The sequence below is a fragment of the Sphaerisporangium perillae genome, assembly GCF_023276435.1.
In the GTDB taxonomy this organism is placed as follows: Bacteria; Actinomycetota; Actinomycetes; order Streptosporangiales; family Streptosporangiaceae; genus Sphaerisporangium; species Sphaerisporangium perillae.
The window spans coordinates 118,146-144,167 of record NZ_JALLPO010000019.1 but is presented as its reverse complement, the minus strand read 5'-3'; the positions used below and the strand labels follow the sequence as shown (position 1 = coordinate 144,167).

22 protein-coding genes and 3 pseudogenes are annotated in these 26,022 nt (G+C 67.3%); 14 read left to right on the top strand and 11 right to left on the bottom strand.

The genetic code is table 11. The features are described 5' to 3' along the window. Nucleotides 1-538 precede the first annotated feature (538 nt). The 6 genes from MYF83_RS20055 (at nucleotide 539) to MYF83_RS20030 (ending at nucleotide 5,874) form a co-directional block, all read left to right on the top strand. Nucleotides 539-1,204 carry a HEAT repeat domain-containing protein gene (locus tag MYF83_RS20055; protein ID WP_248962003.1) on the top strand — a complete coding sequence of 222 codons (666 nt, stop codon included), beginning with the start codon at nucleotides 539-541 and terminating at the stop codon, nucleotides 1,202-1,204. 6 nt (nucleotides 1,205-1,210) lie between these two features. Continuing rightward, a complete protein-coding gene (locus MYF83_RS20050) occupies nucleotides 1,211-2,215 on the top strand; it encodes a MerR family transcriptional regulator (protein WP_248962002.1) in 1,005 nt (334 codons plus the stop codon). A gap of 234 nt (nucleotides 2,216-2,449) precedes the next feature. Further along, entirely contained in the window at nucleotides 2,450-3,361 is a 912-nt protein-coding gene (locus MYF83_RS20045; protein ID WP_248962001.1) for an ABC transporter ATP-binding protein, read from the top strand. A 12-nt stretch (nucleotides 3,362-3,373) separates the two neighbouring features. Next, a complete protein-coding gene (locus tag MYF83_RS20040) occupies nucleotides 3,374-4,069 on the top strand; it encodes an ABC transporter permease (RefSeq protein ID WP_248962000.1) in 696 nt (231 codons plus the stop codon). Between the two features lie 7 nt (nucleotides 4,070-4,076). After that, complete coding sequence (locus MYF83_RS20035) at nucleotides 4,077-5,240, top strand: sensor histidine kinase (RefSeq protein WP_248961999.1); 1,164 nt, start codon at nucleotides 4,077-4,079, stop codon at nucleotides 5,238-5,240. After that, entirely contained in the window at nucleotides 5,233-5,874 is a 642-nt protein-coding gene (locus MYF83_RS20030; RefSeq protein ID WP_308201474.1) for a response regulator, read from the top strand. Before MYF83_RS20035 ends, MYF83_RS20030 begins: the two co-directional genes overlap by 8 nt. Before the next feature lie 208 nt (nucleotides 5,875-6,082). Here MYF83_RS20030 and MYF83_RS20025 read toward each other — a convergent pair whose 3' ends face one another. Next, nucleotides 6,083-6,691: an NADPH-dependent FMN reductase gene (locus MYF83_RS20025; RefSeq protein WP_248961998.1), complete on the bottom strand. Its 609-nt coding sequence runs from the start codon at nucleotides 6,689-6,691 to the stop codon at nucleotides 6,083-6,085. A 99-nt stretch (nucleotides 6,692-6,790) separates the two neighbouring features. Between MYF83_RS20025 and MYF83_RS20020 the strand changes: the two genes are divergently transcribed. The 3 genes from MYF83_RS20020 to MYF83_RS20005 all read left to right on the top strand — a co-directional run bounded on the left by MYF83_RS20020 (nucleotide 6,791) and on the right by MYF83_RS20005 (nucleotide 10,236). After that, entirely contained in the window at nucleotides 6,791-7,621 is an 831-nt protein-coding gene (locus MYF83_RS20020; protein ID WP_248961997.1) for a helix-turn-helix domain-containing protein, read from the top strand. A gap of 194 nt (nucleotides 7,622-7,815) precedes the next feature. Further along, complete coding sequence (locus tag MYF83_RS20010) at nucleotides 7,816-8,448, top strand: hypothetical protein (protein ID WP_248961996.1); 633 nt, start codon at nucleotides 7,816-7,818, stop codon at nucleotides 8,446-8,448. Between the two features lie 219 nt (nucleotides 8,449-8,667). Beyond that, a complete protein-coding gene (locus MYF83_RS20005) occupies nucleotides 8,668-10,236 on the top strand; it encodes a glycosyl hydrolase family 18 protein (RefSeq protein ID WP_248961995.1) in 1,569 nt (522 codons plus the stop codon). A 114-nt stretch (nucleotides 10,237-10,350) separates the two neighbouring features. Here MYF83_RS20005 and MYF83_RS20000 read toward each other — a convergent pair whose 3' ends face one another. Continuing rightward, nucleotides 10,351-10,920 (bottom strand): DUF4143 domain-containing protein, encoded by a 570-nt coding sequence (locus MYF83_RS20000; protein ID WP_248961994.1) that lies wholly within the window; start codon nucleotides 10,918-10,920, stop codon nucleotides 10,351-10,353. 247 nt (nucleotides 10,921-11,167) lie between these two features. Here MYF83_RS20000 and MYF83_RS19995 point away from each other — a divergent pair, with 247 nt between their 5' ends. From MYF83_RS19995 to MYF83_RS19985, 3 genes are all read left to right on the top strand, one after another. Next, on the top strand, nucleotides 11,168-11,806 hold the full coding sequence (locus MYF83_RS19995; RefSeq protein WP_248961993.1) for a maleylpyruvate isomerase N-terminal domain-containing protein: 639 nt from the start codon (nucleotides 11,168-11,170) through the stop codon (nucleotides 11,804-11,806). Between the two features lie 218 nt (nucleotides 11,807-12,024). Further along, complete coding sequence (locus tag MYF83_RS19990; RefSeq protein WP_248961992.1) at nucleotides 12,025-12,381, top strand: hypothetical protein; 357 nt, start codon at nucleotides 12,025-12,027, stop codon at nucleotides 12,379-12,381. A gap of 611 nt (nucleotides 12,382-12,992) precedes the next feature. Beyond that, nucleotides 12,993-14,372: an acetamidase/formamidase family protein gene (locus tag MYF83_RS19985; protein ID WP_248961991.1), complete on the top strand. Its 1,380-nt coding sequence runs from the start codon at nucleotides 12,993-12,995 to the stop codon at nucleotides 14,370-14,372. Between the two features lie 73 nt (nucleotides 14,373-14,445). Here MYF83_RS19985 and MYF83_RS19980 read toward each other — a convergent pair. Then, nucleotides 14,446-14,760 (bottom strand): annotated as a pseudogene (locus tag MYF83_RS19980) (transposase); the annotation flags it as partial. Nucleotides 14,761-14,990: 230 nt separating this feature from the next. On the opposite strand from MYF83_RS19980, the gene MYF83_RS19975 reads away from it, so the two are divergent. Continuing rightward, complete coding sequence (locus tag MYF83_RS19975) at nucleotides 14,991-16,235, top strand: MFS transporter (protein WP_248961990.1); 1,245 nt, start codon at nucleotides 14,991-14,993, stop codon at nucleotides 16,233-16,235. A 1,049-nt stretch (nucleotides 16,236-17,284) separates the two neighbouring features. Here MYF83_RS19975 and MYF83_RS19970 read toward each other — a convergent pair. Further along, a complete protein-coding gene (locus tag MYF83_RS19970; RefSeq protein WP_248961989.1) occupies nucleotides 17,285-18,259 on the bottom strand; it encodes a GlxA family transcriptional regulator in 975 nt (324 codons plus the stop codon). 172 nt (nucleotides 18,260-18,431) lie between these two features. Between MYF83_RS19970 and MYF83_RS19965 the strand changes: the two genes are divergently transcribed. Continuing rightward, on the top strand, nucleotides 18,432-19,385 hold the full coding sequence (locus MYF83_RS19965) for a proline dehydrogenase family protein (protein ID WP_248961988.1): 954 nt from the start codon (nucleotides 18,432-18,434) through the stop codon (nucleotides 19,383-19,385). A 7-nt stretch (nucleotides 19,386-19,392) separates the two neighbouring features. Here MYF83_RS19965 and MYF83_RS19960 read toward each other — a convergent pair. The 7 genes and pseudogenes from MYF83_RS19960 to MYF83_RS19935 form a co-directional block, all read right to left on the bottom strand. Beyond that, nucleotides 19,393-19,542, bottom strand: a pseudogene (locus MYF83_RS19960) (IS630 family transposase); the annotation flags it as partial. 128 nt (nucleotides 19,543-19,670) lie between these two features. Further along, nucleotides 19,671-19,940 (bottom strand): annotated as a pseudogene (locus tag MYF83_RS44350) (recombinase family protein); the annotation flags it as partial. A 483-nt stretch (nucleotides 19,941-20,423) separates the two neighbouring features. Beyond that, nucleotides 20,424-21,167 carry an SAM-dependent methyltransferase gene (locus MYF83_RS19955; protein WP_248961987.1) on the bottom strand — a complete coding sequence of 248 codons (744 nt, stop codon included), beginning with the start codon at nucleotides 21,165-21,167 and terminating at the stop codon, nucleotides 20,424-20,426. A 222-nt stretch (nucleotides 21,168-21,389) separates the two neighbouring features. Then, complete coding sequence (locus MYF83_RS19950) at nucleotides 21,390-22,190, bottom strand: SDR family NAD(P)-dependent oxidoreductase (RefSeq protein ID WP_248961986.1); 801 nt, start codon at nucleotides 22,188-22,190, stop codon at nucleotides 21,390-21,392. Nucleotides 22,191-22,372: 182 nt separating this feature from the next. Further along, nucleotides 22,373-23,908 (bottom strand): alpha/beta fold hydrolase, encoded by a 1,536-nt coding sequence (locus MYF83_RS19945; RefSeq protein ID WP_248961985.1) that lies wholly within the window; start codon nucleotides 23,906-23,908, stop codon nucleotides 22,373-22,375. 363 nt (nucleotides 23,909-24,271) lie between these two features. After that, nucleotides 24,272-24,925, bottom strand: coding sequence for a response regulator (locus MYF83_RS19940; protein ID WP_248961984.1), 654 nt, complete (start codon nucleotides 24,923-24,925; stop codon nucleotides 24,272-24,274). Then, a complete protein-coding gene (locus MYF83_RS19935; RefSeq protein ID WP_248961983.1) occupies nucleotides 24,922-26,022 on the bottom strand; it encodes a sensor histidine kinase in 1,101 nt (366 codons plus the stop codon). Before MYF83_RS19935 ends, MYF83_RS19940 begins: the two co-directional genes overlap by 4 nt.

Genomic DNA, 26,022 nt, shown 5'->3' with positions numbered 1-26,022 from the left:
AACCGGTGCGGCATTCGACGGCGGCCTTGATGCGGTCCTCGGCCGTGCTGGGCTTGCTACCAGAAACGCCGCCCCGAAGCGAGCGACGGCCATCGCCTCGCGCCTGGGGCTCGCGCCGCGAGTACACGTCAGCGACCTGCCGGCCTCGGTGCTCGACCAGCGCCCGACAGTCGGCTTCCTGGCGGGCGACGTCCACGACCTCGACGGCGACCAGTCTGCCGAGGCTCCGGAAAGAACCGCAAGGGCTCCGCCCCCTGCACTCCCGGCCCTCCTCGCGACCGGTTGCGCCCCCATCGCACGGTACCCCAACGCTTCTCCTGTCATTCGAAGCCACCCGAGACACCTTGGCAGTCGTGGATCGACGGCCACCACGAGGCCGGGAACTGCAGCCACAAGCCTCATGACGTCACGCACGTCTCGTCTGACGTGACAAGCACCGGACTCGATGGGCAGAGGTTGCCTGGCCATCTGACGGCGTGGCCTCGCTTGACCTTGACACAGTGACAAGGTCTTCACTGTAGCCAAGGAGGTGGTCCCGATGACCATGCCGAAAGAGGACACGAATACGATGCGAGCTCTCCAGGGGCTGGAGAGTAGCTCGTCGGTGCGGCTGCAGGCAGCGCTGACGCTCGGCACGACCCCAGACCCGCGGTTCATCGACAAGCTCATCGAACGATGCGCGATCGAGCCCGATTTTTACGTGCGCGACATGCTTACGTGGGCACTCACCCGCCACTCAGCATCAATGACGGTCCCAAAGCTCATCGATGAACTCCGCTCGGAGCGTGCGCAGGCACGAAGCCAGGCGTTGCACACACTGTCCAAGATCGGGGATCGGCAAGCGTGGCCGGCGATCACACGGGCGCTTCTGACCGACGCCGACGACGAGGTAGCGCGGAGCGCCTGGCGAGCAGCGGTCGTACTCGTGCCCGAAGGTGAAGAACCCGAGTTGGCCGGAGTGTTGGTGACACAGCTCGGGCGCGGCGAGCGTGAGACGCATTTGAGCCTCAGCCGGGCGCTGATCGCGCTCGGTGAGGTGGTCATGCCGACCCTGCGCGCCGCGATGACGGATCTCGACCCTGGCGTGCGTCAGCACGCGATCGCCACGGAACGGCTGTTGCGCAACCCGGATGCCGGATTCGAGTTCGCGATCGAGGAGGCGAAGCGCGTCGTAGCCCTCGGCACGACCAGCCAGGAGGGGTGACAGGCAGTGTTGATCGGTGATGTGGCACGACGGTCCGGGGTCAGCGCCCGCATGCTCAGGCATTACGACTCGCTCGGCCTGGTGCGGCCAACGGGTCGTACCGAGGCTGGCTATCGAGAGTACTCCAGCGAGGACATCCGGCGGATCTTCCATATCGAGAGCCTGCGGTCATTGGGGCTGTCGCTGCGTGAAGTCAGGCGCGCGCTCGATGATCCCGGCTTCACGCCCTCGGAACTCGTCGACGACCTCATCCGCCAGACGCGAGAACGCATTGCCGGTGAGACGGAGCTGCTCACGCGACTCCGTCGGATCGGTGCCGCAAAACCCGCCGGCTGGGAGGACGTCCTCCAGATCGTCGCACTCCTCCAGGCGTTGGGGTCAAAGAGCGCTGGGAAGCGCCAGCGCGCGGCCTTGTCCTCAGTCGAAGAGGTTCCGGTGCCAGTGGAAGCACTGGTCGAGGCAGCGCTGAGCGAGACGGACCCGAACGTCGCCGGAGCCCTTCGATGGGCTCTGGCGCAATCGGGCGAGGGCGGATTGGCACTGCTCGCGGAGGGCCTCGGCTCACCAGCAGCCGAGGTGCGGAAACGTGCCCTCCAGTCCATCGCTGAGATTCCGAACGGTGAGGCGACCGCACTGCTGCATGACGCCCTCGCGAACCCCGACATCGTGGTCCGCAGGTATGCAGCTCTGACGCTCGGGGCACGTGGAGTGGCCGACGCGGTCCCGACGCTCATCGATATGGTCGTCGAGGGAACGAATGACGTCGATGCAGCCGATGCACTGAGCGCGCTGGCGAGTGATCCCGCGTTGGCGGATCAGATCGCTACCAGGCTCGTTGACTGCCTCGCCCACGGCACCGTTGAATCGTCTGCACGTCGACGGCTGACACAGGCGCTCGCGGATATCCCGGGAATCACAGCGTCACGTGCCCTCGCAGATCTGTCACATGACGAAGACCGTGCCGTTGCGCTTACTGCGACATACATTCTCAAGCTACGCAAAGCACGATAACGGATCTTTCCGGGGGTGCTGTGTGCATGGGGACCAGTTGTTGCTGGTCACCGCCGACAGAGCCACGGCAACGCCGAAAATCCCGCCTGTACCGCGCCGCACCGCCACGCGGTACAGGCGTACCGCTCCTCGGCGGCATCAACCGATCGGTGGATTTTCGGGTCAGCAGCATTCGCGGACGAGTATGGCCGGCAGATCGATTCGCCCCGGGCGCGGGCAAAAGATGCTTGAGCCATGGCAGTCATCGAAGTCACAGACCTCCGCAAGAGGTACGCGGACCTGACAGTTCTGGACGGGGTGTCATTCTCTGCGGAGGAGGGCGAGATCTTCGGCATCCTCGGGCCGAACGGCACCGGCAAGACCACCACCGTGGAGTGCGTGGAGGGGTTGAGGCGGCCCGACGGCGGGTCGATCAAGGTGCTCGGGCTCGACCCGGTCAAGGACAGGCGCAAGGTACGCGAGCAGATCGGGGTGCAGCTCCAGCACACGCAGTTGCCGGAGAACATCAAGGTGTGGGAGGCGCTCGACCTGTATGCGTCCTTTTATGCCAAGCCGCGGGACTGGCGGGACCTGCTGGAGGAGTGGGGGCTGGCGGACAAGCGCAATGCCCGCTTCGGGAAGTTGTCCGGTGGCCAGAAGCAACGGCTGTTCATCGCGCTGGCGCTGGTGGGCAATCCGCGGGTGGCTTTTCTCGACGAGTTGACCACGGGGCTCGACCCGCAGGCTCGCCGTACCACCTGGGAGCTGATCAAGCGCGTCCGGGCGAGCGGTGTGACGGTGGTGCTGGTCAGCCACTTCATGGACGAGGTGGAGGAGCTCTGCGACCGCGTCGCCGTCTTCGACCGCGGCAAGGTCGTCGCTATCGACACCCCGGCCGGGCTGGTCGACGGGATCGACGCCGAACACCAGATGCGGTTCACGCTGATGGCGGGGGACATGGTCGAGCTGGGTGGGCTGCCCGGGGTGACCGGCGTGACCAGGACCGGAAACCGGGTGGTCGTCACGGGCAGGGGTGATTTCGCCACGGCGGTTACCGCTCAGCTCGCCCGCCACCACGTCCTGGTCAGCGATCTGCGCATCGACAAGCGCACCCTCGACGACGCTTTCGTCGCCCTGACCGGCCGTTCGCTCGACCCCACCCACTAACGGAGAAAAACCATGACCAAGCTCACCATCGTCGAACTGAAGCTGCTGACCAGGGAACCCGGCGCGATGTTCTCGCTTCTCATCCCGCTGTTCATCCTGGTGGTCTTCGGAAGCTCGATCGAGCCGGGAGACACCGTGCTCCTGCCGATGGCGCTGGCGATCGCCGTAGGGCTCGTGGGTCTGTACCTGCTGCCCACCACCATGGCCACCTACCGTGAGCGGGGCATCCTGCGCAGGCTCTCCACCACGCCGGTACGCCCAGGGAACCTGCTGGTGGTGCAGCTGCTTCTGCAGCTCGTCCTCGCGCTGATCGCATGCGCCCTGCTGCTGGTCTTCGCGGGCACCGTCCTTGGCGCTCACCTGCCCACCCGGGTACTGCCCGGTGCGCTGACCTTCCTGCTCGGCACGGCGGCCATGTTCGCTGTCGGCCTGCTCATCGCGGCCCTCGCTCCGAACGGCCGAGCCGCCAACGGGATCGGCGTCCTGCTGTACTTCCCGATGGCCTACCTCGCCGGACTCATGCAGCCCACGGACCAGATGCCCGATATCGTGGCCCGCATTGGGGAGTACACCCCTCTGGGCGCTTTCCGGCAGAGCCTGCGGGACGTCTGGGCGGGCGGCGCTCCCAGCCCTCTGCTGCTCGGTGTGATGGCCGTGTACGCCGTGGTCATCAGCATCGCTGCGGCGAAGTTCTTCCGCTGGGAGTGAATGAGGTATGACCGGGCGGCTCGACCGATGGGAGCGGCTCCTGGAGCGCCAGATGGCGGCCATGCCGTACGTCTTGCTGGCGACCTCCACGGTGCTCTCCCTGCTCACTGACGGCAGGTCGTGGGTCACGTTCGGCCTGGCCGCGCTCGCCGCCGCCTGGATCTGGCTGGTGCCGCGAGGCGCGGTCTACGTAGCCGGGCTGGTGGTTCTGATCGGAGCGCTCTGCACGCAGGGGATGTGGTTCGCGAGCTTCTTCGGCTTCACCGGATACCTGCACTCCTGGCAGTACCTGAAGGGGAAGTGGCGGCTCGCCGGGGTGACCGCCACGGCGGCGATCAGCGTCGCGGCCTACAACGGCGGTTTGCCCGATCCGACCCCGTCCGGAATCCTCACCTACCTGTTCTTCACCGGCGCCATCGTGGCTCTGGTCGGCCTGTTCAGCTTCGTCGGCGAGATCACGGCCGAGCGGAGCGCCGAGCGCAAGCGGATGGTGGCGCAGCTCGAGGCGACCATGAGGGAGAATGCGGGACTGCACGCCCAGCTGCTGATCCAGGCCCGCGAGGCGGGTGTTCTCGACGAGCGGCAGCGCATGGCGGCGGAGATCCACGACACCCTCGCTCAGGGCCTGACCGGCATCATCACCCAGCTCCAGGCAGCGCAGCGGGCCGAGGAGTGGCGGCGTCATGTGGATAACGCGGTACGGCTGGCGCGGGAGAGCCTTGCCGAGGCGCGGCGCTCCGTCCGCGCGGTGGGACCTGGCCAGTTGGCGGCGGCGCCGCTGCCCGAGGCGCTGAAGGACGTCGTCACCCAGTGGGGCGAGCTCAACGAGGTACGTGCGGATTTCACCACCACTGGTACGGTCCGTCCCATGCATCCGGAGGTTGAGGAGACGCTGCTCCGCACCGCGCAGGAGGCCCTGGCCAATGCGGCCAAGCATGCCGGCGCGTCCCGAGTCGGGCTGACCCTGTCGTACATGGAGGACGTGGTCACCCTGGACGTGCGCGACGACGGCGCCGGATTCGACCCCGAGCGCGTCCGCGGCGGCGGCGGATTCGGCCTGACCTCGATGCGCAAGCGGGTAAGCCGCCTGGCAGGCACGCTGGAGATCGAGTCGGAACCCGGCGTTGGCACCGCGATCTCCGCGAGCGTTCCGGCAGTGGCACGTGGCTGAGACCCTGATCCGGCTGCTGATCGCCGACGACCACCCCATCGTCCGTGACGGGATCCGCGGCATGTTCGCCGGCGACCCGGACTTCGAGGTGCTCGGCGAGGCCGGAGACGGCACCCAGGCCGTCGAACTCGCGCGGGCGTTGAACCCCGACGTGATCCTCATGGACCTCCGTATGCCCAGGATGGACGGTGTCGCGGCCATCAAGGAACTCGCCAGGCTGGGCATCGCGGCCCGCGTCCTCGTCCTCACCACCTACGACACCGACAGGGACGTCCTGCCCGCCATCGAGGCCGGGGCCACCGGCTATCTCCTCAAGGACACCGGCCGGGACGAGCTCATCCGTGCCGTCCGTACGGCGGCGCGGGGCGAAGCCGTGCTGTCCCCGTCGGTTGCCACCCGCCTCCTCGGCCAGGTCCGCGCGCCCGCCGACCCGCTGAGCGCCCGGGAACTGGAGATCCTCCACCTCATCGCCGAGGGTGCCACCAACCGCGAAGCCGCCGCGCGCCTGTTCATCAGCGAGGCCACGGTGAAGAGCCACGTGCTGCACATCTACGCCAAACTCGGCGTCAACGACCGGGCGGCCGCCGTTGCCGCCGCCTTCCGGCGCGGCCTGCTCACCCTGGAGAACGGCTGACCAGGCCAGACGCAGGCAGCCCAGCGCATCGGTTGAGCTCGACGGCTCGCCGGAAAATCGGTGCCGCGGCTTGCTCGTCCAAGGCCCAGTGGTGGACCCCTTGCGCCGGATCCGCGAACCCCATGCAACCGAGGGCAATCCGGCTGACCAGCAGATCGGTGCGCCCGAGCGGGACGTACTCCATCGCCGCCCTCCATCGTCGCCGCGCTCATGCCGGGTAGGGAGCGGCATCGCGCGCCGACCGAAGCGCGCCTGCCCACCAGGCCAGCTGGTCAAGCAACGTCTTGGCGTACCCGGAGGTCTCAGGGGCGAGCGGACAACCGTCCTGCCACGCCGTGAAGTAGTTCGGGAAGGCCAGACCATCGCGAATCGTCACCGCGTGCAACTCGGTCAGCACGTTCTCCAGGTGCAGCACGGCATGCCGGCCACCTGCTGCGCCGCCGTAGCTGACGAAGGCGACAGGCTTGGCCGTCCACTGGGTGAAGTGCCAGTCGATGGCCGCCTTCAGCGACGCGGGATAGCTGTGGTTGTACTCCGGCGTGACCACGATGAACGCGTCAGCGCCTTCCAGCGCCGAGGTCAGTGCCGCCATCCCGGCCGGGCGAGGGTAGCTCTCACCGGCGAACTTCGGCGATGCCGCGGGCAGGGCCAGCGGGATCTCGACATCTGCCAGATCGACGACGTCCACATCGAATCCACCGTGAGTGCGGGCCTGGTCGGCGACCCACGAGGCCACCACCGGACCGAACCGTCCTTCCCGGACGCTTCCGACGATGATTACCAACTTGTGCTTGTTATCCATGCCCACCACGATCACGCCGTTGTGGTGGCTACAACCAGGCCGCGCTTAGGCTGGCCCCCACAGGGCCACCCACAGCACTCCGCGATCAGAATGCGGCGCCGTATGCTTCACGGCATGAGTACGCCGCTGGGTGACTTCATTCGAGCCAAGCGCGACAGCATCCAGCCAGACGTGTTGGGGCTACCGGATCGTGGCCGCCGCCGGTCGCCTGGTCTACGCCGTACGGATCTGGCTGCTCGGGCCGGCATCAGCGTCGAATACCTGACCCGTATTGAGCAGGGCCGTGACCGCAACCCCTCGGTGCCGGTGGTGAACGCGCTCGCCGACGCGCTCAGCCTCGACCCCTCGGAGCGCAACCACCTGCGCTACCTCACGAAGATCACCGGCGGTGAGTGTTCCGCCCATACGCAGCCCGCACCACCGCGTCGTGACGTCCGGCCGTCCGTCCTGGAGACACTCCGCCTCCTTGAACCGGGGATCGCGGTGGTGACAAACCGGCTGGGCGACGTCCTCGCCTACACCAGCGGCTATGAGTTGGTGATGGGCGGAATCGGGTTGCTCGATGTCGACGCGCCGAACCTCACTCGCTATGTCCTCACCAACCCCGACGCTCGGACGTTCTTCGCCGACTGGGACGACGTCGCGGACGAGCAAGCCTTCGACCTGTGGCTCGCACCATCTGTCGAAAACTCCGAGTGGCTCATCGCGGAACTCGCGCCCATCGCCGGCCCTGACTTCACGCGGCGCTTCAACCGCCACGTGGTTCCGCCACGTGGCGTTCTCCGACTCAACCACCCCTCCGGATATGAGCTTCTACTGCTCCGCGAGATGCTCGAGCTCTCCTCGGACGCACAACAGCTGGTCGTTTTCCTCCCCGCAGACGAGAAGACAGCCCAGGCCATCGATCAACTCCGGCCCCCCGGCCGACTCCGCGCAATCTCGTAACACACCGAATCATCCAACGTCGGGTTACGGCATCAGGGATTACGGAGTCGGCCGTCAGCAACGTCATGACCCGCAACGGTTGGTGAGCGTCCTGCCTTCTCGCCACCTGATGGAGTCTTGGCGATGCAGCCGTCGACGGATATCTCGGACAGTGCGAGACCGATGATCCGGTCGTGGGTGTCCAGGGCCGGGGCATGGATCTTGGCGGCGACGCCCTAGACGCAGAGCTGAGCGCCCTGATTGGCAAGCGGGACCGCATGGGCGCCGAGCGGGCCGGCGGCGGCGTCCTGGCACTCCGGGATGCGCTGCTCTCGCCGTCGTACCTACCTGACCTGGACGACGGACATGGCGGCGAACCGACACGGCTGGAGGACATCGCGGCCGCCGTGGACAGCGCCTGCGCCCGCTACTGGCGCGGCGACTTCCCGTGGCTGGTCGCTCACCTGCTCGGCCTGATCGCCGAAGCACGCCTCACACACTCCGCTGTGGGTGAGTCGGCGCTCTACCCGTTGGTGATGGCCTACGACCTGGCCGCTAGCCTCATGGTTCACCTCGGCCGTGACGACCTGGCCGCGATCGGCGCCGAACGAGCCATCACCACCGCGCACGGCGGGAACGACGAGTTGCTGTGGGCGACGCTGCACGGCACCTATGCGTGGGTGCTACTCCACCAGGGCCGCATGCTCCAGTTACGAGTACGGCCGCAAGCACTTCACGCGCCACATGGACGTCCCGTTTGGGCCTTGTACGGCATTGAAGTCGAGGCTACGATCGCGACAACTCTTAGGAAAGTTTCTTATAAGAACTGTACCCCAGACCATCCCTGAGGATGAGACCCTCATGCGCCCGAACGAATCCCGTCGTCCGCTCCTCATCCTCTTGCCCGCCGTGACCGCCATGGCGCTCGAGGCCGCCAGGACGGCATTCCGGCCGCGCCCCTCGTCAAGGCCGCCGGGTGAAGTCGGGTGTTCGAGGGAAGCCGCACTTTCCGTCCGCCGTCGATGCCCGGTGATCCCTTGCACCCGGGCGCTAGAAGGGTTTACCCCATGAAGCGAACCCCCCGCCTTCTGGCGCTGGCAGTTTCGTTGTTGCTGGCGGTCATAGGCGTCCTCGTCACGCAGACGTCGGCTCAGGCCGCGAACCTCCTCGCGAATCCGGGCTTCGAGACCGGATCCCTTTCGCCCTGGTCCTGCACCGGTGGGCTCGGTTCGGCGGTCAACTCCCCGGTCCGCTCCGGCACGAAGGCACTCGCCGGCGCGGCGAGTACCTCCGACAACGCCCAGTGCACCCAGTCGGTGACCGTCGAGCCGAGCACCGCCTACACGTTGACCGCCTGGGTGCGTGGTAATTACGTCTACCTCGGAGTGAACGGCGGCGGGTCCAACTGGACCTCGTCGGCGACGACGTACACGCAGCTCTCTGTCGCCTTCACCACCGCGGCCGGCCAGACCACCGCGGTGGTCTACCTGCACGGGTGGTACGGGCAGGGCACCTACTATGCCGATGACGTCAGCTTCGACGGGCCCGGAGCTCCCCCCTCGAGCACCCCCACTCCCACTCCCACTCCGACACCCACTCCGACACCCACTCCGACACCCACTCCGACACCCACTCCCACTCCCACTCCCACTCCCACTCCCACTCCCACTCCGACGGATAGCACGTGCGCGGTGAAGTCAAGGCCGACGGGCAAGGTTCTTCAGGGGTACTGGGAGAACTGGGACGGCGCGTCGAATGGTGTGCACCCGCCGCTCGGCTGGATTCCGATCACCGACTCCCGCATCAAGGCCCACGGCTACAACGTGATCAACGCGGCGTTCCCGGTCATCCGCTCCGATGGAACCGTCCTGTGGGAAGACGGCATGGACTCCACCGTCAAGGTCGCGACCCCGGCCGAAATGTGCCAGGCCAAGGCCGCCGGTCTGACGATCCTGATGTCCATCGGCGGAGCGACTGCCGGCATCGACCTTAGCTCCAGCGCCGTCGCCGACCGCTTCGTCGCCACGGTCGTGCCGATCCTTAAGCGATACAACTTCGATGGCATCGACATCGACATCGAGACCGGCCTCAGCGGCAGCGGCAACATCAGCCAGCTGTCCCCGTCCCAGGCCAATCTAATCCGTATCATCGATGGCGTTCTCGCCCAGATGCCGTCCAACTTCGGCCTGACCATGGCACCTGAGACAGCGTACGTAACCGGAGGCAGCGTCACCTACGGCTCGATCTGGGGAGCGTACCTGCCGATCATCAAGAAGTACGCCGACAACGGCCGCCTCTGGTGGCTGAACATGCAGTACTACAACGGAAGCATGTACGGCTGCTCCGGTGACTCCTATTCCGCGGGCACGGTTCAGGGGTTCACCGCCCAGACCACTTGCTTGAACAACGGCCTGGTCATCCAGGGCACGACGATCAAGATCCCCTATGACAAGCAGGTCCCCGGTCTACCCGCCCAGAGCGGAGCCGGAGGCGGCTACATGGCGCCCTCTCTCGTGTCCCAGGGCTGGAACAGCTTCAGCGGCAACCTCAAGGGTCTGATGACCTGGTCCATCAACTGGGATGGATCAAAGGGCTGGACCTTCGGTGACAACGTCAAGGCACTGCAAGGCCGCTAGCGTTCGCTAGACGGCACTGGCAGTCAGGACCGCGAGAACGAGGCGATCCTGCAAGTCGGGGTCGTCCCGATGCCGACGGCCGCCCGCACATGGCGGGCGGCTACCACTCCCTCTTCAACCCGAGCGGCGCATCCCACGCCGCTCCTGGATCTCTCCCGGCCTGACCAACGACGCGCTCGCTGCCGCACCCCCGCATGGATGCCGTCGCACCGGAGCCCGCTGCCCGGCTCGGGGAAGGGTTTCGGGGCCGGCATAGAGGACAAAGCCTGCGATCAACTGGTCGCCAAGCTTGCGAGCCAGGTGCTGGAGCCCTCGGAAGTCGTCGGCGCGGACCGTTTCGGTGGCTTTGATCTCCAATGCCACCACTTCCCCCGATGCTCGTTCCAGTAGGCCGTCCACTTCGACGCCATCGCGATCTCGATAGTGGTAGAGCCGCACCGGCTCCTCCGCCCACGTGAGCTGTCTGGCCAGCTCACCAAGGGCGAAGTTCTCAATGAGAGGTCCCACGGGTGCGGTCACGTCGGCGACCCGTCCAGGAGTGAGCCCGCAAAGATGAGCGCCGAGCCCTGAATCGACCATGAGGAGCTTCGGGGTGGCGACGGCCCGAGTCGTCGCATTTGAGGACCAGGCGGGGATGCGACGAAGAACGTAGATCAGTTCGAGCAGGTCCAGGTACCGTTTCACGGTGCTTCGCGGGAGACTCCGTGGTGGATCCGCCGAGCCGCTGATCACCTCGTGGGGTGGTGGATGGGGAGGATGTCGACATCGAATTTCTGCTTGAGAGAAGTGCTGGCACCAGCAGTACCTTTTTAGGTGCCAAATGGCTATTGCGGCATCGGCGGCACCAACGTCAACCGAGGTTACCCATCCTGCTCGCTCGCAGCGTAGGTTCTGGCTGGCGGTAGATCGCATTCCCCTTGGAGGCGTGGAAATGGCCCAGATCAGAGACCTCTACCTCACGGCGGCCGCGTCAGCGGCCAAACTGCTCGCCACCCCCCAGGTGGCCAGTTCGTGGCATGAGCCAAGCGCATTGCCCAAGCTCAGCGTCCGGGGTCTCGCCGGTCATCTGGCCGGGCAAATCTTCTTCATTCCCAAGGTGCTCGCCGAGCCGGTGCCCTCAGAGGAAATCATCTCGATCCACGAGTACTACGCACGAGTGAGCTGGATCGGATCAGATCTCGACGACCCGTTCAATGTGCTTATCCGCACCAGCGGCGAAGAGGACGCCACCGACGGCCCCGCGGCCCTGGCGGCCCAGGTAGACGCCACTGTCCAAGAGTTGCGCACTGTGCTGCCAGTCGCGCCGTCGCGGCCGATACGACGCCCTAGCTGGGGAGCGTGGTCGATCAGCCTGGACGACTTCGTGACGAGCCGACTGCTGGAGGTGGCCATCCACAGCGACGATCTGGCCCACAGCGTAGGGGTGCCGACGCCCGAACTGCCCGCCGAGGCCATCGAGACCGTCGTCGATCTGCTGACCCGAATCGCGCTGCGCCGGCACGGCGCGATCAATGTGCTGCGAGCACTCAGTCGCGCCGAACGCGCGCCCGCCTCGATCTCCGCGCTGTAGCCCCGGTCCCGCGACCACATCGCTCGTGGGCACCACTCATGTCAACAGGACAGGGCGACCTGCCTCGCGCCGATCGGAGAGCGCGGACTGATGTTCATCGGCTACTAGGAAGTCGTCGCAGGGTGGCGGGCAACCGCTCGAATCAAGGCCGATCCCGCCCACTACGCCCACGCCCGCAAGGCCACAAGCGGGGACTTGGGGCCGGTGGAGGTTTCGGTATGAGCCCGAAGCGGGGAGACCGGGTCACGGTCCCTCCTCCTGACGATGAATGGGATATCCGGTTCGGTACCAGTGATGCGGTCAAGGGCTGGGAGGAATTGTGCCGTCACGCCCTGGGCAACACACGCCGATGTCTTGAGGCGCTGCGCGCCGATCCGCGCTCACGAGCTGATCACGAGCGTCAACACCGCCTACGCGGCGACCTCGCCACTCATCGCCATAATGGCCAGGATCTGGAGCAGTGGGAATTCGAGGTCACCAGCGGCGGACGCGTCCGCTATGCCATTGATGATGTCAGCCGTACTGTCTGGGGCGTCTACGCATCGCCCCGTCACCCGAAAGACACCGACGCATGAGGGCCGAGGATTCGGGCCGTGCACCAGTGCGGCCCGCGCTCAATTTCAGGCCCTTGCTCCGCTCGAACACGGGCCTCGGTCCGCTCGGGCTGTGCTCATTGGGGCTCCCGCCCAAGGCAGGGGCTCCGCCCCGCACCCCCTAGGAATGCTCTCGGTTCGTGGGCAAGGCGGCAGATAGGGGGCGATCAGTCGTCCGGCAGGATCGTAAGTGGATGCTGCGCAGGGCTCTGATCGCTGGGTCAGTCCGGTGGTACCGTCGGACTCCGTGCCATGCGCGCGCTCCAACATGGTCTCGGCGGTGGCGACGGCCTGGTCCAGTTCGCGACGCTTGGCCAAGACGAGGGCGACGGTGGCGAGCTGGTGTGTCTGGCCGCGTAGGTGGCAGGTGTCAGCGGACCTGAATGCTTCCTCGGCGAAGGTCTGAGCTGCCATGAGATCACCGAGTCGCCGCAGCGCTTTGGCGGGGCGGCATTCCCTTTGCGGGTTCTTTCCCGGTAAAGAACTATCCTGCCGAAATCTCGTGCATACAGGGCTGTAACACGCGTATCCCATGATCTGCTGCGACATACCCCATACTCGACCATTTCGGTCGGGAGGTCGCGAGGAGGGTCATGAAACTGCCGAAGAGCCCGAGTGATATGCGGGACGTACTGATCACGAGGCTGGGGCGGCGAAACTTCCTGCGCGCCGCCGCAGTTGTGACCGGGGCCGGTGGAGGGTTGTTGGGCTCGGGTTCCGCTTTCGCCGTGACCGCCCAGACGTCCGCCGCGCCGGCGGTGGCACTCCCTGGAGAGGTACTCCAGCCCGGGAAGGGCCCCATCCATGGCAAGCACTACCTGCCGTCAGCGGTCGAGCAGGTCCGGTGGGGGTACGTGCCGGCGGTGGGCAGCCAGCCGGCGCTCCGGATGAAATCGGGTGAGACCGTCACCATCGACTCGGTCTCCCACGAGGGCATCCTTGAAGACCAAGGACGCGACCCGGTCGCCTACTTCGGCAAGCACGGAGTGCCTCGTGAAAACGTGCTCGAGGACGCGATCGCGATCGCCCGTGGCTACTCGCGGACGACGCGCAACTTCGACCTCGACGGGCCTCACGTGGTCACCGGGCCGATCTACGTGGACGGTGCGCAGCAGGGCGACGTGCTCAAGGTCGAAATGCTTTCGATGCTGCCGCGCGTGCCCTACGGCGTGGTGTCGAGCCGGCATGGCAAAGGTGCGCTGGCCCGGACGTCCAACGGCGGTGCGCCGGCTGGGATCACCTTGGAAGAGATCATGCCGCCTGTGGCGACCGACGGGCGGCCCACGGGCGACCCGGCCCGCTACGGCAACGTGTCAGTGTTCACGCCGGTGCGCCGTGGGCCGAAAGGCGTACCGAGCGGCGTCATGAGCCGAGGGAACTCCGGCGCGGTCACCTTCCCCCTGCGTCCTTTCATGGGCATGATGGGGGTTGCCTTCGCGTCCGCGGGCCAACAGACCGATCCCGCCCTCAACTCGATTCCTCCCACCCTCGGCGGTGGCAACATCGACATCAACCTCCTCGGTGTGGGTGCGACCTTCTACCTGCCGGTGTTCACCGAGGGGGCTCTTTTCTACACCGGTGACCCGCATCACGCGATGGGCAACGGCGAGGTGGCGCTTACCGCGATGGAGGGGTCGCTGCGTGGCACCTTCCGGCTCACGGTATGCAAGGCCGGGTCCGGCGACGCTCCTTCCGTCGCATTCCACTACCCGTTCGCAGAGACCGCGCAGGCATGGGTGCCGATCGGGCTGTCCGACCCTGACGGGGCTCAGAATGGACAGGTGAACGACCTCAACATCGCCATGCGGCGGGCGGTGGTCAATGCGCTCGATTTCCTCGAACACGACCAGGGCATGGACCGCGCCGTCGCCTACGCCTACCTGTCCGCTGCCGCCAATTTCGAGGTGTCCCAAGTCGTCGACCGGACTACCGGAGTGCACGGCATCATCCTCAAGGAGCATTTCTCTGGTTGATGCCAAGATCTATTGCCTGGGTGAACCTCTCGGTGAGGGCGTACAGCCGTTTGGGTTCCCAGCGGCGGGCGAAGCGGTGCCCGTCGATGTCGGTGAAGCGCAGCTGCGCGCCGGGGTGGGGGCGCTCCTTGCCGACGATGACCCGCATGCCCTTGGGCCAGGACGACAGATCGAGCATGCCGGTGAGTTCGGCGATCCAGGCGCCGTCGCGGGGTTGGCGGTCGGCGTCGTAGGCGACCTGCCACACCTCCTCGGGCAGGGCGAGGATCGCGGCGCAGATGTCGTCGGTGCGGTTGAACCCGATGGAGTACTTCAGGCGCCGGGAACTCACCCAGGTGAGGAAGGCGCGGGTGGCGCCCCCGGAGTCGGTCCGGATCAGGACCTGTTTGTGCAGGTGTGCCGGTGATCATTGCACGGTCGAAGTCGCCGATGCGGCGTGCGATTGCGACACCAACGCGTCGTTGTATTCGCGCAGGTAGTCCAGGTTCGCCGCCTTGTCCACCCGCGAGGGTATTACGCAGCAGCGTGGCTAAACTAGGCGAACAGCCACCACGAGCGCACTGACCGCCCCCCAAGACGCACGGCGGAGTCGTGCTCCACTGATCACGAAAGTCTCGCATGAGCCCCCTCACCCCGGCGCAGCGTTGGGCTGCGCTCCTTGCCCTTGCCCTCGGGGGCTTCGCCATCGGTCTGACGGAGTTCGTCGCGATGGGTCTGCTGCCGGACATCGCACGAAGCCTGTTTCCCGCGATATACGAGCAGTCCGCCTCGCAGGCCGTCGCGCACGCCGGTTGGGTGATCAGCATCTACGCGGCCGGCGTCGTCATCGGCGCTCCGCTCTTCGCGGCCGGCACCGCCCGGGTCCCCCGTAAGAAGATGCTGCTCATCCTCCTGGCCATCTTCATCGCCGGCACCGTCGCCTCCGCGGTCGCCCCGACATTCGGCCTCGTCCTGGTCGCCCGGTTCGTGGCCGCGCTGCCGCACGGGGCCTACTTCGGTGCCGCCGGCCTCGTCGCCGCGTCGATCATGGGCCCGGGCAGTCACGGCAAGGGATTCGCGGTCACGCTCGGCGGCCTGACCGTGGCCAACGTCATCGGCGTACCCGCAATCACCTGGATCGGCCAGGCGGCCGGCTGGCGAGTCGCCTATCTCGCCATCGCGGTCGTGTTCGCGCTGACACTCTTCGCCGTGCTTGCGACCGTGCCGTCCGTCGCCGCGCATCCGAACGGCACGGCTCGCAGTGAGCTGCGAGCCTTTCGCAGGCCTCAGGTCTGGCTCACCGCGGGCATCGCGTCGCTCGGCTTCGGCGGATTCTTCGCGATCGACAGCTACATCACGACGGTCACCACACATGTGGCCGGGCTGTCGGCGTCAACGGTTCCATGGGTGCTCGCCGTGGTCGGGCTCGGCATGACCGTCGGAAACGCCGCCGGGGGGTGGGCGTCGGACCGCAACATGCGCCTCGCCATAATGGCCGGGTTCCCGGCGTTCATCGTCTCGATGGCCGTGTTCGCGCTCATCGCGCGGTCACATATCGGGCTGTTCCTCGGCGCGTTCCTGGTCGGTGCGACCGGCGTATTCCTGGGCCCGGCCTTGCAGTCCCGCCTGATCGCGGTGGCGCCCGGAGCGCAGATGATGGGCGCCGCCCTCAACCAGTCCGCGATGAACGTCGCCAACAGCCTCGGCGCGTTGCTCGGCGGCATCGTCATCGCGCATGGCCTGGGCTACATCGCGCCCAGCTGGGTCGGAGTCGGCTTCGGCCTGCTGGGATTCGCGCTCGCGGGCACCAGCTTCGCATTGGAGGCGACGACTCGGCCTGCGACGGCGGAACAGTCGCTCCGGGAGCCCGCCGAAGTTCGATGAATGATCACCCGTGTAGGCGGAGCCAGACGAGCAAGTAACCGCGCCCAGCGCTACAGGGGAAAGGTGCCGCCGATGCACGATCCGGATTCCCGCGGCGCGGAACACCTCATCGAACATCGCGGTGAACTTCGCGTCGCGGTCACGAATCAAGAACTTGACGTCGGCGGCGCGGTCACCCAGGTTGAGCATTAGGTTCCGGGCCTGCTGGGCGACCCAGCCTGCGGTCGGATTCGGAGTGACACCCAGGACGTGAACGCGGCGGTTGGCATGTTCCACGACCGCGAAGCAGTACAGCCGGGCCAGCGTGATCGTATCGGCGTGGAAAAAGTCGCAGGCCAGGATCCCGGACGCCTGAGCGCGCAGGAACTCCTCCCAGCTTGGGCCGGACCGTCGCGGGGCAGGGTCGACGCCGGCCTCGTGCAGGATCCTCCAGACCGTGGAAGCGCCCACTTTCCGGCCCAGGCCAGCCAGTTCCCCGGCGATTCTGCGGTATCCCCAGGTCGGATTCTCGGCTGCTAGGCGCAGCACCAGCGCGTGGATCGTCGGCCGTGTCGGCGGCCGACCGGGTGTCGTGCGCTTGTAGGTCCAGCGCCGTTTAACCAGATCGGCGTGCCAGCGCAGCAGGGTGTCGGGCGTGAACAGCAGCCCGATCCGGCGCGGTTTCGGGAGCAGTCGGACCAGTGCCGAGATGAGGGGCCCTGTCGGCCCACGACGGCTTGGGCCGGATGACCTGACGACGCAACACCGCGAGTTGGTGGCGAAGCACCAGGATCTCGGCGTCCTTGGAGACGTCCGAGCGTAGGAATAGGGCAAGGGCATCGAAAAGCCGAATGAAGATCAGATAGATCAGTCGTAAAGCCACGAACCCGAAGCCTGCCGGTCTCAGGCCGAGTCTGCCCGGCGAACGGGAAACCCCAGGTCACACTCGGTGGCCGAATTCTGGGCACCCACAGGCGACGTACAGCTCTTCGAGTATGGCGATCATGCCTGACTCGAGCCCGAACGTGATCGTGATGATGGCCGAGAACTCTCACCACCCACGCCTGCCGTCACGGGAAGGCGCTGTCCGGGCCCGTGCGCCGGCCACGGAAGGTACGTCGGTAGCTGTGGGGGGTGGTTCCCAGGCGCTGGGCGAAGTGGTGGCGCAGCGTGGCAGACGAGCCGAATCCGGCCCGCTCGGCGATCGTGGTGATCGACTCGTCGGTGTTCTCGAGATGCTGCTGAGCGAGCAGGATGCGCTGGTTGGTGAGCCACTGGAGCGGGGTGATGCCCATCTCCTGGTGGAAGCGCCGGGCGAAGGTGCGCGGCGACATGTTCACATGGCGCGCCAGGCTCTCCACAGTCAGTTGCTCGTGGAGGTTGGCCTGCAGCCAGGCCTGCAGGGATGCGAAGGGCCCGACGCCGAACTCGACGTTCGGGCGTTTGATGTATTGGGCCTGATTTCCGTCCCGGTGTGGAGGCGCCACCATGCGCCGGGCAATGTCGTTGGCGACTGCGCTACCCTGCTCCTTGCGTACCAGGTGCAGGCAGGTGTCGATGCCCGCGACGGTCCCCGCGCCGGTGATGACCGGGTCCTCGTCGACGAAGAGGACGTCCACCTCCACCCGGGTCTTCGGATAGCGGCGGGCGAGTTCCTCGCCATAGCGCCAGTGGGTGGTGCAGCGGCGGCCGTCCAGCAGGCCGGCCTCGCCGAGCAGGAAGGCGCCGGAGCAGATGCTGAGCACGCGCGCGCCCCGTGCCACCGCGGCCCTAAGCGCCTCGTACAGGTCCCCCGAGTGCCGCACGTTCGGATCCGAAGCCGGAATGCCGATGAGATCGGCCGACTCCAGCCGCTCCAGTCCGTGAGGAGTCTCCACACGGAAGCCATGCCTCGTCCGCACGCTCGTTCCCGTGGGCGAGACGACCGCGAAGTCGTAGACGGGCAGGCCGTCGTCCCCGCGGTCGATCCCGAAGATCTCACAGAACACTCCCAACTCGAAGGCGTGGCCGCCATCGAGAGCGAGCACCGCGACGTCGTGCAGCATCCGGTTCTCCTTGAGAGGCGCATGAGGTGGCAGGAATTTCAGCTTATTCGGCTGCTCTGCCACTCTCGCTCACGGAGCGGCATCGGAAAGATTGACAGAGCAGAGCGATCGGGTCCAAGAGGGCCGGCGACTGCGTTTCCCTCTTTTCTTCATCTTCATAGGTAGGCGCACGATGACGAGCACGTTCACCCCTGGCATCGAGGAGACGTCCGACGCGGCGGCCCAAGTCCTGCGCAAGCTCGCGCTGGACGAGGATCTCAAATGGCGTGTCCCCGCGGACCCGGTGCTCGGCGGCATCGTCCGCAGGGTGGCGCGGCGCTATGTGGCCGGTGACAACCTCGCGGACGCGCTGGACCGGCTCGAGGGGATTCTCGCGAAGGGCCACCGCACGAGCGTCGAGTACATGGGTGAGAGCTGCAGCGACCCGCAGCGGGCCGGGACGGAGACGGACGTGTTCGTCGACGCCGCGCGCCTGCTACCGCCGGGCTGCTCAATCTCGCTCGACCTGTCGCACATTGGCCTGGCGATCGATGAAGATCTGGCGTTGGAAAACGCCACACGCATCGCGCGGGCTACAGCTGACACCGGGCGGGAGATGATGATTTCGGCGGAGGGCTCGGACCGTACAGACACAGTCTTGTCCGTGCACCGCAAACTGTCCGAATGTTTCGACCACGTCGGGATCACCGTTCAGGCGCGGCTGCACCGTACCGTCGAGGACCTGCCGGCGCTGCTCGACCTGCCGGGTCGGATCCGCCTGGTCAAGGGGGCCTTCCTGGAGCCGGAGACGATTGCCTACGCGCGCGGGGACCAGACCCTGGCCACGGCATACCTGCGCTATGCCAAGCTGCTGGCCGCGTCGGAACATCTGTGCTCGTTCGCCACCCATGACTGGGAGCTAATCAACCAGATCGACCACCAGTTTGGCACGCCTGGTCCCGACGTGCCCTGGGAGTTCGAGACCTTGCTCGGCCTCGGGCCCGACCGGCTCGCCGCGATGGCGGAACGGGGTCATCCCACCCGCGAGTACGTCGTCTTCGGCACCGAGTGGTGGCTGTATGTGTGCAACCGGCTGGCCGAGGACCCCCAGCGCGTGCTGCAGGCGCTCATCGACGCCGCCGCCTGAGCGGCGAGGGACAGAGCCCCGGAGTCCTCCGCCACCGGACACGGTGGATCCGCCCGACGCTGGAGCGCGACAGCCCCGACTTCGCCGCCATCGAGGACCGAGACCAGTGCGTCGCGTCTCGCGGAGTGGACTCCAGGGTGTCCACCACGACCGCCTCCCTGCCTCGGCGCTCTGCCGTCGTTGACGCTTTTGCCGTTCGGCTTTGTGCTCGGCCTCGTGGCGGGCGGCGGCTCCGAGCATCCGGGCGATCAGACGCCCGGTCGGGGTGGCCAGGTCGATGACGTCTTCGAGTTCGCGCGGTGAGCGTGTCAGTCTGTCGACGTGCCAGCAGACGATCGCGTCGACCGTCCCGGCTGCGATGTCGCTGAGCAGTCGTTGCCATGCGGGGCGAGGACTTCCCGAGTACGCGCTGACGTCGTTGTCGGAGTAGACGTCGATGACTTGCCATCCCCGGCGTTCGACAAGGGCTCGACAGTCGGCTTCCTGGCGGGCGACGCCGAGCCCGGCACCCGCGCGGTCCTGGCTGATCCGGCAGTAGATCGCAGCCCGTCGCATGGGTCACATTGATACACGCTCGTAGGCACCGGCGTGAGCTGCCCAATCGGTCTCACCACCGGGCGAAGCCTGACCTCTTGTGGATGGGTCGCGCCCCTACCGGGGTGCGGCCCAAGGCACGAGTGCCAAGCCGGCCCAGATCGCCAGTGGTGACGCTCAGAGCGTCGAGCCGACAATGACGAGCTCGGCCCATTGGGTGAGCTCATCGCACGCAGCGTGACGACGAATCTGTACCGCTTCGTCATGCCGGCGGTGGCCGGTCCGGTCGAGCTCGTCCCCCTACCCGTTCTTGCGACGCACGCCGTCAGCGAAAACGCCCTCCGGGTCGCTGCCGCACGGGGACGACTCCGTGCGATCAAGGGGGACGACGGTCTGTGGCGCAGCAGTAAGAAGTCGGTGGACGATTACCTCAGGTCAAGGCATCGCGGGTCGTGATGCCTGCCGTGGACGCGGCAGCTATACGAAGATCGCGTGGCGGATGGGTCAGCCTGTCCGTTGGAGCAGGAGGGTGACGAAGCCCAAAATTCCTCGGTAGCCGTGCAGCCACATGTCGCGGTGCTCCAGGGCGGCAGCGCGGGCCGCGTCGGCGTCCGGGCCAGGGTTCTCGTTGGCCCAGCGCAGCAGCGTCCCCGTCCAGGACCACTCGTATTCGTCCCATTCGGACAGGTCGCTGGTGTACGCATAGACCGTGTCGAAACCGGCGGACTCGGCGGCGGCGACGGTACCCGGTAGGTCGAGGAACTCAGACGGCTCGGCGCCCAGCCGGGTGAGCGCCTCCGGCGTCGGCTCGCGCTCCCAGAACGCCTCGCCGATCAGCGCCAGCCCGTTCGGCCTCAGGTAGCGCCGTACGTGGTCGACGGTGGGGCCGAGTCCGCCGAACGCGTGCGTCGCCCCGACGCAGACCACCAGGTCGTACCGCTCGGCCACCGGAAAGTCGGCGGCCGGCCTCTCGTGCAGCCGGATGCGCTCCCAGACGCCCTGGATTTCTGCATTCCCCTCGGCCGCCTTGAGCGCGTCGGCGGAGATGTCGACGCCGTCGGCGGTCGCGTCCTCGTAGAGCGCCAGCGCACGCAGCGTCCAGGCTCCCTCACCGCAGCCGAGATCGAGGATCCTCGCCGCCTCGGGCAGCCGTGCCCGCCGTAGCAGCCGGGTGACGTGCGCGCCGGAGACCGGCGCGGCGATGGGATGGTCTCGATGGGCGAGATGGCTGATGAACTGGCGTTCCATGGGACCAATCTGTCCTACCTCCCACAGGCCGCACCAGCCGTTTTAGCCGCACCGCCGGAACGTGCCCCAACGCCGCCGGGGCCACGCATTCCGCCGACCGCCCGGATCCCGACCACGACTCGCGGGCCTGAACGCCGTCGGAGAACGTGACGGATGCCGGCCACGCCGCAGCGTGACCGGCATCCGTCGTCACGGCCAGCGATCTGGCGCGGGCGATGCTGGTCAGTCGATGGGGTGGTGCTGGACACCCCCCTCCTCCTGGATCGAGTTCCCGCCGTCGACCACGAAAACCTGGCCGGTGATGTAGCTCGCTTCCGGCGACGCAAGAAAGGCCACCAGGCCGGCCACCTCCTCGGCGGTGCCCGACCGGCCCACCGGTGTGGCCGCGCCCAGCATCAGCTCTCGGTCGGTGGAGGAGCCTGTGGCGATCCACCCGGGAGCCACCGCGTTGACGGTCACACCCCGATCCGCCACCTCGATCGCCACGCCGCGGGTGAGGCCGACGACCCCGGCCTTTGCCGCGTGGTAGGCGCTGTCGCCGCGGAAGGCGAGGACCGGTCCGGAGACCGAGGCCATATTGACGATCCGGCCGTGGCCGCCGGCGAGCATGGGCTCCAGCGCCGCCCGGGTCATGAAGAACACGGTGTCCAGGTTCCGGGCTATCGACCGTCTCCACTGGTCGTCAGAGAGCCGGCCGATGTCGGCCGGGTCATCAGGGTCGCTCACTGAGGTCATGCCAGCGTTGTTGACCAGTACGTCCAGCCGGCCGTACTGCGTCATGGCGAGGCGGATCAGCTCCCCGGCCGCGCGGGGGTCGGTGAGGTCCGCGGCGAGGCCCACCGCGTCGGCTCCCTGCTCCCGCAGCTCGGCGGCGCGTGCATGAATGCGCTCCGTGGTGGAGGTCAGCACCACGCGCATCCCGTCCGCAGCGAGGCGCCGCGCGCAGGCGAACCCGATGCCGTCGACGCTGCCCGCGCCGGTGACGACGGCGACCCGCCCCGTCTGTGCTGTGAAGTCGTTCATCGGTCACCAGCTCCTTGATCGCGTCACGGATGCTCGACCCGGCGCCGACTTTGGCTGGTTCATTCGTAGCAGACCCGGCGAACGTCGGTTGACACCGCACTAGCCTCTGATCCCCCTGCGGGGAGGCCCGTTCCGGGCTGAAAGCGAGTAGTGGCGAACGGTACGAAGCCTGGCCCGATCGCTCACTGTGGCGGTGCGGGCTGGTTGCCCTGGCCCGGCACTTCGATGGCCGGGCATTTGACGCCGGCGCCGGGAACCTTGAGGTGGATGAGGTAGGCGTCGATCACGTCGTTGATGCACTTGCTCGGCCCGTAGGCGACGGTGGACGGGTAGATGGTGTGTCCGAAACCCTTGTAGGTGACGAGGGTCGCTCCGCTCTGCTTGGCGGCGTTCTTGGACCACGGGTACACGGTGGCGAAGTCGTTGACGTTGCCGACCATGACGAGCGGCGGGGCGCCCTTGACCATCAGAGGTGCCTGGGGATTGGTGGCCTTTCCGCGGTATCCCACGCAGTCCAACGCGGCCTCGGTGGCGTTGGGGTTCCAGTTGACATTGGGGTACCGCTTGGTCAGCCGGGAGAGCCCGCTCTTCAACTCGGCGTAGTTCTTGAGCCGGAAGGACCAGTCCTGGCAATACATCGCCTGGCGTGCGTAGTTCTGTACTTTAGGCGGCGTCCGGGGTGGCATGGTCGTGGGCGTCTCACCCGGTGTCGGACTGGTGCCGTCGTAGAGCGTCTCCAAAGTCTCGGCGAGGTCCTTCCAGAATTCCGGGGCGTTGACGCGCTGGGCTGTTCCGGTCAATCTGACGAAGTCGACCTTCTCGCCGGTGGCCGGGTCGACCAGGTTCCCGTTCTTGGCCCGCTCGCGCAGCTCACCGTAGATCTTCCTGGCGTCCCTTCCGTACAGGGCGCAATCGGAGGTCTTGTCGCACCAGTCGGCCCACTGGACGAAGTTGTTCTCCATCGCGGCGGTTTGGGCATCCAGGAAGTCCCAAATCGACTGCACGCTGTGGTCCATGTTGCCGTCGGTGACCATCGCCCGGACGTGCTCGGGGAACATCTCGGCGTATTGCTGACCCGTCAGGGTTCCGTAGGAGTATCCGACCTGGGTGATCCTTTTCTCGCCGAGGGCGACCCGGATGGCCTCGATGTCTCGGGCGACCTGCCGGTTGTCGAGGTGGTCATACAGCGCGCCGGTGAGCTTGCGACAGTTCTGGCTGAGCTTCGCGTTGGCGCCTGCGAAGGCGGCGTAGTCGGCCGCACTACGGGTTGCAAGGGTTTTGGCGGTCGTGGCCTGCTCGAGCAGCTTCGTGTCGCACTTGACCGAGGTGCTGCTGCCGACGCCCCGTGGGTCGAAGCCGATCACGTCGAAGCGTTCGCTCACGGCCGGGGTGAACAAATTCGGCTTGCGCTTGACTTCGTCGATACCGGGGACACCGGGGCCGCCGGGATCCAGGAGGATGGAACCGATGCGGGCGCCGGGTTTGGTGGCCTTGCGGCGGGCCAGGGCGATGTCGATGGTCTTTCCATGGGGGTTGGACCAGTCGAGTGGCACCTTGATGGTCGCGCACTCGACCGCTCCGGCGGCGGGCGCAGAGCAGGAGTGCCAGTCGATCTTGCTCGCCTTGGCTTCGGCGTCGGCCGGGGCGGCGGCGATCGCCGATGCGGCCAGCATCAGCGCGCCCGCGAGAAGGGATGTCGAGCGGCGAGGTTTCTGCACGGCAAGACGTCCGCGAATTGGAAATCTCATCAAGGTGCCCTCCAGGGATCTAGGGAGAGGATTCGGGGAAAGGACGGTGCCGGCCTGGACGTGGTCCTTTCGGCTCGCTGGTTTTCGGCAGGCGCTTCATCGCGCGGGATTCCTTGGCGGATGCCCAGTCGCCGGCAGTGAGACATGGGGGACAGGTATACGGGGGTAGCGGTTTCAGGACGGTTTCGTCCGTCGCGCGGGCACGCGCCGGCGGCGAAACCGTACGTGCCGCCTCTCAGGCGCGGCGGGTTTCGGGGCTCCCGCCCCCGTGTACGTGAAATCCAGCGTGTATATCTGGGGGCCGCGCTCAGGTTGGGAACGGTGGCGAGAGCGTCACTCCGCTATGAGGCCGGCCTCGTGGGCCAGGATGGCCGCTTGTACGCGGTTCCGCAGGTCGAGCCGGGTGAAGATGGCGCTGACGTGGCCCTTGACCGTGCCTTCGACGAGGCCCAGCCGGTTGGCGATCTGGGCGTTGGACAGCCCGGCGCCGAGCAGGGCCAGTACGTCGCGTTCCCGGTCAGTGAGCGCCCCCACCCTGGCGCGTGCTGCTGTGGCGCGGCTGAGTCCGCCGGCTCGGAGTCGGCCGATCACCCGTGCGGCCATCCTCGGTGACAGGTAGGCGCCGCCTCCGGCCACTGCGTGGACGCCGGCGATCAGTTCGCGTGGGTCGCCGGACTTGAGCAGGAAGCCGCGGGCGCCGTCGTCGAGTGCTCGGGCCAGGTAGGCATCCTCACCGAAGGTGGTGAGGATGGCGACGGCGACCGACGGCGCCGCGCGGGTGATCTCGGCGCCGGCGGCGAGGCCGTCGAGGCGGGGCATGCGGATGTCGAGCAGGGCGACGTCCGGGCGGTGCGCAAGAGTGAGTTCGACGGCCTCCCGCCCGTCGCCGGCTTCGGCGACCACGTCGATGTCCGGGTCGGTGTTGAGGATGGCACGCACCCCGGCCCGGATCATCACGTCGTCGTCGGCCAGCAGGACCCGGATCATGATTCCCCCATGTGCGGCAACGTGGCCACGACCTCGAACTCGTGATCACGCCGCCCGGCTCGGAGGGTTCCACCGGCGAGCCGGACGTGTTCCCGTAGTCCTGTCAGGCCGGCGCGTCCCCCCGTACCCCGCCGCGCGTGCGGCGGCAGGGCGTTGGTGACGGTGACCACGGTGGTGCCGTCCGCCGTCGCCAGCCGCACCCGCACGGCCGCCCCGGCCGCGTGCTTCGCGGCATTGGTCAGCGCCTCCCGCACGACACGGTGGGCGGCCCGGTCGACCATCGGCGGCAGGTGCAGTACGCCGTGCCACTCCAGCGATACCGCCAGGCCGGCCCGGGCCGCCCGATCGACGAGGTCCTCGATGCGGTCCGAAACCGGCCGCAGGGGCGCGGGCTCGCCGGCGCGCAGCACGGTGAGGATCTCGGCCAGCCGCTCGGTCGCCAGTCCGGCGCCGGCACGCAACTCCGTCGCGGCCGTCCGATGCCGGTCATCGAGATCGAGCGCCATCTCGAGCGCTCCGGCGCGCAGCGCCAGCAGGCTCAGCTCGTGCCCGAGAGTGTCGTGCATGTCGTGGGCGATGCGGTTCCGCTCCTGCAACCGGGCACGCTCGGCGGCGATCGCGACCAACTCGGCCTGCTGGCGGATGGAGCGGCCCAGCACCCACGGCAGTACCACCGTCAGACCGAGCAGCAGGAGCCCGACGCTCCACACATCACCGGCGATCAGACCGAGCGCGACGTCCAGTGCCGTCCCCACCGCGAACACGCTCAGCGCCGGGGCCGGCCGGGGCATCCGGCGGCCGGCCAGCAGGCTGATCACGAAGATGGCCCCGGCGACCGCGCTGCTCCACACCGGGACGGCGTCGCCCATGCCCAGTGCCGTCGCGATGCTCATGGCCGCGCACACCCCCAGCGAGATCACCGGGTACGTCCCGAGCAGCGCCACGGCCGCGACCGGCGCCAGCAAGGCCCCTGCCCATGCCCACGCCGGTAGTTCGGCATACGACAGGGCGACGACGGCCAGCAGTCCCGCGAGCACGCCGAGCGCCCATGGCGGGGCGGGCAACGTCGTCAACCGCCCGCGGCCGTATCCCGTCAC